This is a genomic window from Candidatus Hydrogenedentota bacterium, assembly GCA_016791475.1.
Taxonomy (GTDB): Bacteria; Hydrogenedentota; Hydrogenedentia; order Hydrogenedentales; family JAEUWI01; genus JAEUWI01.
Genome location: JAEUWI010000027.1, coordinates 84,042 through 92,937, shown reverse-complemented (window position 1 = coordinate 92,937; position 8,896 = coordinate 84,042). Strand labels below are relative to the sequence as shown.

Below are 8,896 nucleotides of genomic sequence, written 5' to 3'. Positions count from 1 at the left end.
CCGTTTACATTCGCTTCAAGCCATGGCAGAATATCAACTGGACTGAGCATTGCTGGAATCTCCTCTTGAGGTTTTGGCGCTAGATCGAAACTGCTCAGTCCATTTTTGATCAAATTTGGCGCTACGTCAACAGCTAACTATCTGCTACACAAACAATTGCAAAGAATCGAAAACTGGGGATCACTCAGGACCGGGGGTGCCCTCCTTTAATTCGACACGAAATTGGTATACCATCCTCCCGTCGAACGTCACACGCAGGAAGGACTTGCCCGATGTCAGTGTCGAAAATGCTTCTGATCGCGGGGAGCTTCTCCCTGCTTTTCCATTTCCCGGCCCCGGCCCGCGATCTTGCTTCCCTGACGACGCCCGCCGGTGTCGCCGAGGCGAAGCGGCTTGAAACCAGAGACTTCAGCTTCGACGGCTACAAGAATTACTGGAGCCGCGATGCCTGGGCCTGGAACAGCGCCCGGGGACTCTTTCTCCAGTCGCGCCAGACGCCCGAAGCCGCGCTGTGGGCGCTGGAGGAAGAACTGGGCCGCCAGTTCATGCTGGAGGAACTCTGGGTGCAGCCGGGGTTCATGAAGGCGTTGGTGGAGCGGGAGTTCACCCTGCTGGATCGTCCGGCGGCGGAAGTCTTCTCAGCAGCCCCGGAGGGCGACCTCCTGATCACACTCACCGACCAGGACGCCCTGGGCGCCGAGCTGATTGCAACGCTGCCGGAAGAAATGCAGTTTCGCCGCGATCGCGCTTTTAGGCTGGAGGATTCGTCCGGCCGGGTGTTCGTGCTGGCGAGCCACTCGGCGGAGGAACTCGCGCGGCTGAAGATCCTGGTGCTGGACACCCTGGCCGTCTTGAAGCAATACGACTTCCACCGCGGACTGGCGGGCGTCACCACCAACCACCTCATGATCACGCCGGGTGCGGGTCACAACCCCTTTGATCTTATTTCCCTCGCGCGGTCCATGGGCTGTGGCTGGATCATGGTGAACGGCTATAACGACTGGATGCTCGCGGGGCCGGTGAACCGCGCGCTGGCGGAAGTGCAGGATCCCTTCGTGTTCGTGTCGGGCCAGAACGTGACCGGGGGCGCCATGTACGGCCTGGAGCGCTATCCCGATGTGCAGGACAATACCGTGGAGCAGTGCCTGGCATGGGCGAAGGAAAAGGGCGGGCATTATTTCGCCAGTCTGGGCTCGGCGGACGGTCCGAATGCCGCAAACTTTCAGGGCTTCCTCCTGAGCGGCCCCGGCGACCAGGCGCGCATTGAGGCGCTGGACGCGCCTTTTATCGCGCCGGTGGGCGACCTCTATCGCGAAGCCCCGACCACCATGGTGGCCTTTCTGGAAAAGGGCGCCGAACTGACGCAGCAGTCGCTCCTCGCTGCGATTGAAGGCAAGCGGGCCGTGGCGATCTATCCCGAGGGCGTGGTCGTGGGGCCAAAGGCGTTGCGCACGGCGATTCAGTTTTTGTTGCTGGAGGGCACCGTGCTGAGCGAGCGGATCCAGGGCCCGGTGGGTGTCGACGCAAAATTCAAGAATGGCGCATTGACGGTCTCTGTTACGAACCGCACCGCAGAGCCGTTGACAGGCACCCTCACGCTGATGCCCGGCGCGGGGCTGGAGTATGCTGCCGGAAGCGAGCCGGACGAAAAGGTCATGAACATGATTCCGGGTCAAACGACGCGGGTGCTGAGCGAGCCCTTCACCTTCGAACCCAGCGCCAGCGGCCGAAACAACTTGGTGGGGATTCGAGGCACGGTAAACATCGCTGGCGAAACCCCGATGCCGTTCCACGCGCTTGCTTCCATCAAGATCCCGCGCGTGGTTAGCTTCCATACTTTGCGCTACGACGTGCCAGGCCCCATCACCTACCCCATCTCTTTGTGGAACAGCTCCAAGGCGACCAGCATCGATCTCACCTTTGTGGTGAAGAGAAAAGACTCGGGCGAAGAAGTCCACCGCACGGAGCGGCAGGTCGCGGCGATGCCGTGGCAGGAAACGCGAGAATCGGTGACTTTTACCCTGCCCGCGGGCGACTATATCGTCGAGGCAAGCGCGCTGGGCGTCACGACGACTGGTCAACTTGCCCTGCGCGAGGCCCCCGGCGAGGTGAACGTGCGCGAGGAAGATCTGGACGGGGATGGCATCCCCGAAGTCATCATGGAGAATGATGCCGTGCGCGTGGCGGTGTTGAAGGAGGGCGGGCGCGTCATCGAGTACATCCTCAAGGAAACGGGCGAGAATATCTTCTTCAAACTCTGGCCCAAGACCCCGCCGCTCCATGGGACGCCGGGCGATACCCGCGCCTTTTATCCCTTCGGCGGTTTGGAAGAATTTATCGGCTATCCCTACATCGGCGGCCACATTCAGTATCATCACGAAATCGTGCAGGCCTCCGGAAACCGCGCGCGGGTGCGGGTATGGGCGAACATGCACGGCAGCAAGATCGGCAAGGTCTACACGCTCTACGCGGGCGGACCGGTGCTGGAAGCGGCCTATGAATTTCAGGATATGACGCCGTCCATCGCCACCTTCGGGATCAATCCCCTCTTCGAACTCGGCCCCTCCACCGGCCCCGAGGACCACTATTACTTCCCTGAAGACTCGCTGGTGGAAACGCGCCCCGAACTGGCGCGCTACTATGGCCGGGCCTGCTTCCCCAGAGAGGGCTGGGCGGCGGGGAGCGATCCCGAGGCCCACACCTCGCTGGTCATCGGCTATCCGGTAAACGATGCCGTCTATCTGCATCTCTGGAACAACCATCCGGACAACACGCCAACGCCCTATTACTACACGGAGCTCCAGCCCTGGATTCAGTTTGACCACGGCACCACGACTTACTTCACCTATTACGTACTGGGGAGTACGGAAGAATGGACGCAATTGCTGGAGACGTTCCGAAGCAGCGGCCTGGTCACCTCGCGGGTGAACAGCGAGCCGTGGAGTTACTGATGCAATCGCGGACGCCTCCCGCATCCGCACCTTGACGCCATATTCCCCGTGTGCTTTACTGGTGTCCGCATTCTGGCTGGTAGTTCAACAGGAACGGATCCCAACATGGCATTGCCCCCTTTCGTTTGTCCCCGATTTTTTTCCCGGAACCTTCTGATCACGTCGATACTTGCAGCCGCTGCGGTTGAACCCGCGCTGGCCCAGGCGGTCTTCCGCGCGGGTGCGGCGGCGGTGGACATCACACCCCAGCAGTACCCGGTGCGGGTGAACGGCAACTTCGTGGAAGGCACAGCGACAGCGGCCACCGATCCGATCCACGCCCGGGCCCTGGCGCTGGACGACGGCGCGTCGAAGCTGGTCTTCTGCATCGTGGACACCTGCATGATGACGCGGGATCTCATCGACGGCGCAAAGGCCCAGGTGTCGGCGACCACGGGACTCCCCATGGACCGTATGATGGTTTCCGCGACCCACACCCACACCGCGCCCGCATCCATGGGCTGCCTGGGCAGCCGGCCCGATCCGGCCTACACCGCCTGGCTCCCCGGCAAGCTGGTGGAGGCCATGACCGCCGCGCTGAACAACCTCCAGCCCGCGCAGATTGGCTGGTCGTCCATCGACGACTGGGAACACACCCACAACCGCCGCTGGATACGCCGCGCGGACAAATTGTTGCCCGATCCCTTCGGCGAAACCAATGTGCGGGCCAACATGCACCCCGGATATGAAAGCCCCGACATCATCGGGCCGTCGGGTCCCGTGGATCCCGGGTTAAGCGTGCTGGCGGTGAAAACACCGGACGGAAAACCCATCGCGGTGCTGGCGAACTATTCCCAGCACTACTTCGGTTCGACGCCGGTTTCCGCAGACTACTATGGGCACTTCTGCCGACAAATGGCCGCGCTGCTGGGACAGTCCTCCGGCGAGGGCGAGTTTGTGGCCATGATCTCCCAGGGCACGAGCGGCGACCTCATGTGGATGGACTATGGTTCACCCCCCGCACCGCCGACGATTCAGGACTACGCCGCCGAAGTCGCGGGCTACGCCATCAAGGCCTGGCACCAGATCGAATGGCGCGATGCGGCCCCCCTGGCGGTTTCGGAAAAGAAGATCACCCTGAATTTTCGCGTGCCCGATGAAAAGCGCCTCGCCTGGGCGCGGGAACAGGTCCAGCTTATGGGCGATCGACTTCCGGCGACCCAGCCCGAGGTCTACGCCCACGAGGCGATTTATCTTCACGAGCGCCCGACGGCGGAGCTCGTGCTTCAGGCGATTCAGATCGGCGATCTGGGCATCACGACGCTGCCCAATGAAGTTTTCGCGCTGACGGGTCTGAAACTCAAGGCCCAGTCGCCCCTGAATGCTCACTTCAACATCGAACTGGCCAACGGCGCGGAGGGCTACATCCCCCCGCCGGAACAACACACCCTCGGCGGCTACACCACCTGGCCCGCGCGCACGGCGGGCCTGGAAGTGGAGGCAGAGCCGAGAATCGTGGAGACACTGCTCGGCGCGATGGAGGAAGCGACGGGCAAACCGCGCCGGGCTGTCGAAGCGGCCATGGGGCCCTATGCCGAGGCGATTATGAAGGGCGCACCGACTTCGTACTGGCGGATGGAGGAAATGGCGGGAAAGGGACTGCTGAACTCGGTTCCCGGTGGGCCGGAGGCAAAACTGTTGGGCGGATTCGCCCGATACCTTCCGGGCGTGGCGAGCGGCTCGGGCATCGGCGCGAGGGAAGCGCTGACGGATTCGGCCTTTTCCGGACCAGGCCAGATCAATAGGGCCGTGCATCTCTCCTTCGGTGGCTTGACCGACTGTAACCCACTTGACCGTGGTGACTATACAGCGCTCGCCTGGTTCTGGCTTGGCGAAGAGAGCGGCGCAAGCGACCGCAGCGGAAAACTGGCCAGACTCCCTCATGCGGAGGTGACATACACGACCAATCCATTCCATGAATTGACCTTGTCGGTTAACGCGGAGGGCGGTACCGTCAGCGGGGCAGGGCGGTATCCGGCAAATCACTGGCACTTCGCTGCCATCGTCCGCGAGGGTGATCAATTGCGCGTGCATTTGGATGGAGCGACGGAGCCCGAAGTTGTCACGAAAACCAGCGTGGAAGCGGGCGGTGTGTTTTTCGGAGACAGACTCGAAGGAAAACTGGATGAAATCGCGGTTTACCCCCGCGCCCTCCCAGCGGCGGAGATCGCGAGCCTGTGGGAAATCTCCAACGTCGCGAAGTACAACGCGGAGGAGAAAGCCGAGGCCGAGCGGCGGATCGCCGAGTTCCAGGAAAAACTGGGGATTCCCGTGTTCTCCAACGACTACGGGGCAACGATCGCGGCGATGAAGCCCGTGATCGCCGCACCGCTGGATGGCCGCCGGGAGAACATCCTGCTGGACAAGGGCGCGAGTCTGGCCGTGCCGGTTTACAAGGGTGGTCGCATCCGGGGCGCGGCGCCGGGGATCGCGAATGTATATTCCGTTTCGCTGTGGTTCAAGAATCAGACCCCGAACGACGCGAACCCCATCACAGCCTATCTGTTCAGCCGAGGCCCCATGGGCGATCCGAACGCGAACGGCGAGCATCTGGGCATCTCGGGGAACCACCATCCCGACACCGTCGGCAAACTCAATCTTTACAATGGCAATACATCCGCTCAGACCCTCTTTGGAAAATCGGTCATCGCGCCGGGCTCGTGGAATCATCTTGTTCTGGTGCGCAAAGGGGAACAGGCCACGGTCTACCTCAATGGCAATCCCGAGCCCGAGATCGACGGCGAGCTGCCGGTCACGGCGTCCGCCTCGCCGGATTTCTATCTCGGCGCGCGGAGTGATCAGTTCGCCCCGCTCAACGGCGGACTCGCGGCCTTCGCATTCTACGATCGCGCGCTGACGGCGGAAGAAGCGGCGCAACTTTACACGGCGGCGCGTGTGGATACCACCGCGCAACGACCAGGCCTCGCGTCGCTGCCGCGATCGCCGGAAGAGGGCCTGAAGAGCATCCGCGTGCCCGAGGGTTTCACGGTGGACCTCGTGGCGGCGGAGCCCCTGCTGATCGATCCCGTGGCCTTTGACTGGGACACGCAGGGCCGCCTATGGGTGGTGGAGATGTCCGACTACCCCCTCGGGCTCGATGGCAACGGATCGGCGGGCGGACGGGTCCGGATGCTGGAAGACGCCGACAAAGATGGGACCTATGAGAAGTCCACCCTCTTCGCGGAGGGACTCAGTTTTCCCAATGGCATTCTGACCTGGCGCGATGGCGTCATCGTGACGGCCGCGCCTGATGTGATTTTCCTGCGCGACACCAACGGCGACCATGTGGCCGATGAGCGCGAGGTGCTCCTCACGGGCCTGACCACGGGCAACCAGCAGTTGCGCGCCAACGGCCTCCGCTGGGGCCTGGACAACTGGGTCTATGTAGCGGCGGGCGGGCACCACGGCGAGTACGGCCTGGAAACGAAGATTAAGTCCTCGCGCAACGGCTCGGAAGTAGCCGTGGGCAGCCGCGACTTCCGCTTCCGGCCCGACACGGGCGAGGTGGAACCCCAGAGCGGCCCCACCCAGTTCGGGCGCAATCGCGACGACTGGGGCCACTGGTTTGGCACACAGAATTCCCGACCCCTCTGGCACTACGTGCTTCAGGATCACTATTTGAAGCGCAACCCCTACCTGGCCACGCCGGACGGGCGCGTGCAGGTGCTCGGCGCAATCAATCCGCCCGTGTTCCCGGCAAGCGCACTGGAAAAGCGCTTTCACAGTTTCCAGGAATCGGGTCGATATACCTCCGCCTGCAGCGGGATGATCTACCGCGATGGGGCGCTCTTCCCGCAGGACGAGATGAACGGCTTCACCTGCGAGCCCTTCCACAATCTTGTGCAGCGCATGGTGCTTGTGCCCGAGGGCCCGTCCTTCGCGGGTCGCCGCGCGGGCGAGGAGGGCCAGCCGGATTTCTTTGCGAGCGACGACCGCTGGTGTCGGCCGGTGATGGTGCGGACGGGGCCCGATGGCGCGCTGTGGATCGCGGACATGTACCGCTACATGATCGAACACCCCGACTGGCTACCGGAAGAGGGCAAGGCCGAGTTGCTACCGTTCTACCGTGAAGGCGACGACAAGGGCCGGATCTATCGCGTGCGTAGAACGGAAGAGGCGCCCGAGGCGGTTCCCGCGCTTGCGGAGCTGGACGGCGACGGGCTTGTGGCGCAGTTGGCCTCTTCCAATGGCTGGGTGCGCGACGCGGCCCAGCAGTTGATTCTGTGGCGCGGCGACCTGTCGGCGGTGCCCGCGCTGGAAGAAATGACGCAGTCGGAGGATCCCCGCGCGCGCTTGCATGCGCTGTGCACGCTGGACGGGCTCGGCGCGCTCGGCGAGGGTCTCGTGGCCGATGCGTTGCGCGATACACATCCGGGCCTGCGCGAGAATGCCCTGCGCCTGGCGGAATCGCGCATGACCCCGGCGCTCGCGACACAGGTGGCCGCGCTGGCCGGCGATGATGACCCTAAAGTGCGCTTGCAGGCCGCCTTCACCCTCGGCGAGGTTCCGGCTTCCCCCGAGGCGGCTTCGGCACTGGCGTCGATTCTCGTTCGGGATCATGCCGATCCCTTCGTCACGGTGGCGGCACTCAGTTCCGCGCTGCCCCATCAGGAATTGCTGATTGCCGAGTTGGCGAAAATCGATGATCCCGCGATCTACGCCTTGCGTCCCGCGCTCGCGGGTATCGCGCTGGGCGCGGGCAACCAATCGGCGGTGGCCGTGCTGCTCGCTTCCGCCTTTACCCGTGCGCGGGAGACGTCGGATGCCCTCGCGCTGGAGTCCTGCGTAGACCTGCTCGACGCGCTCGCGCGCCAGGAATCCTCGATCAGCGCCCTGACGTCGGGCAACACTTCAGGACCCCAGGCGGAGCTCGCGATGGCCTATGACGCACTGGTCCAATCGGCGGGCGCACTGCTGGCGGATATTACGGCGGCGCCCGCATCGCGCATTGCGAGTGCCGCCTTGCTGGCACGTGTCGAGGGCCGACGCCCGGAGGCCATCAATTTCCTCGTCGGACACATGACGGGCGGCGGGTCGGCGGAGGAAGTGGCGGAGGCGCTGGATGCCCTCGCCGCTACCGGTGATGACCAGGTGCCCGCCCTCGTGCTGGCGGCCTGGCCGGGCTTTGATCGGGACGGCAAGGCGCGGGCCGTAGACCGAATTCTTTCCCGCGCGTCCTGGGCCATGCAGCTTCTCGACGCCGTGGCCGCCGGATCCATCGCCACGAACGACATCGACCCCATCCGCCGTTCCCGCCTGCTGCGCCATCCCGACGGCGCGGTGCGCGAGGCGGCCGCGGCCCGGCTCGGTGCGGGCTCTTCGCCAGACCGCGCGAAGGTCATTGAAGCCTACAGCCCCGCACTCACGCTGACCCCCGACATCGCCCGTGGCCATGCGCTCTATAAGGAATCCTGCTCGCCCTGCCACCGCATCGGTGAGGAGGGCATCGACATGGGCCCCGATCTCCGGACCGTCTCCCAGCATCCGCCGGAGAAGATCCTGGCGAACATTCTCGATCCGAATCTGGACATTCAGCCGGGCTTTCACGCGTACAACTGCGAGTTGAATGACGGCGAGCAACTCTTCGGGATTATCGCCTCGGAAAACGCGACAAGCATCACCCTGAAAATCGCGGGCGGGATCTCACGGGTGCTGCTGCGGAGCGACATCTACAACATGGAGAGCACCAGCATGTCTTTCATGCCCGACGGCTGGGAGGCCACGCTGAAACAGCAGGATGTGGCGGATTTGATCGCGTTTTTGAAGAGCACCTATTAGGTGGCCGTTGACAGCGATAGGACCGATAGGACTGATACGACGGATTGATCAAATCGGTCCTATCCGTCGTATCCGTCAGACAGCCCCCCGCCACCGGATTCCGCGCTTGTGCTATGCTACCCCTTGCC

Annotated in this window: 2 protein-coding genes; both read left to right on the top strand. The window is 63.5% G+C overall.

The features are described from left to right. Positions 1 to 272: 272 nt before the first annotated feature. Complete coding sequence (locus JNK74_15610) at positions 273 to 2,951, top strand: hypothetical protein (protein MBL7647613.1); 2,679 nt, start codon at positions 273 to 275, stop codon at positions 2,949 to 2,951. 105 nt (positions 2,952 to 3,056) lie between these two features. Then, positions 3,057 to 8,768, top strand: coding sequence for a c-type cytochrome (locus tag JNK74_15605; protein MBL7647612.1), 5,712 nt, complete (start codon positions 3,057 to 3,059; stop codon positions 8,766 to 8,768). The last annotated feature ends 128 nt before the right edge of the window (positions 8,769 to 8,896 follow it).

Excerpts from the sequence above, each read along its gene's own strand:
- JNK74_15610 (MBL7647613.1), top strand. The coding sequence starts at position 273 with ATGTCAGTGTCGAAAATGCTTCTGATCGCGGGGAGCTTCTCCCTGCTT.
- JNK74_15605 (MBL7647612.1), top strand. The coding sequence starts at position 3,057 with ATGGCATTGCCCCCTTTCGTTTGTCCCCGATTTTTTTCCCGGAACCTT.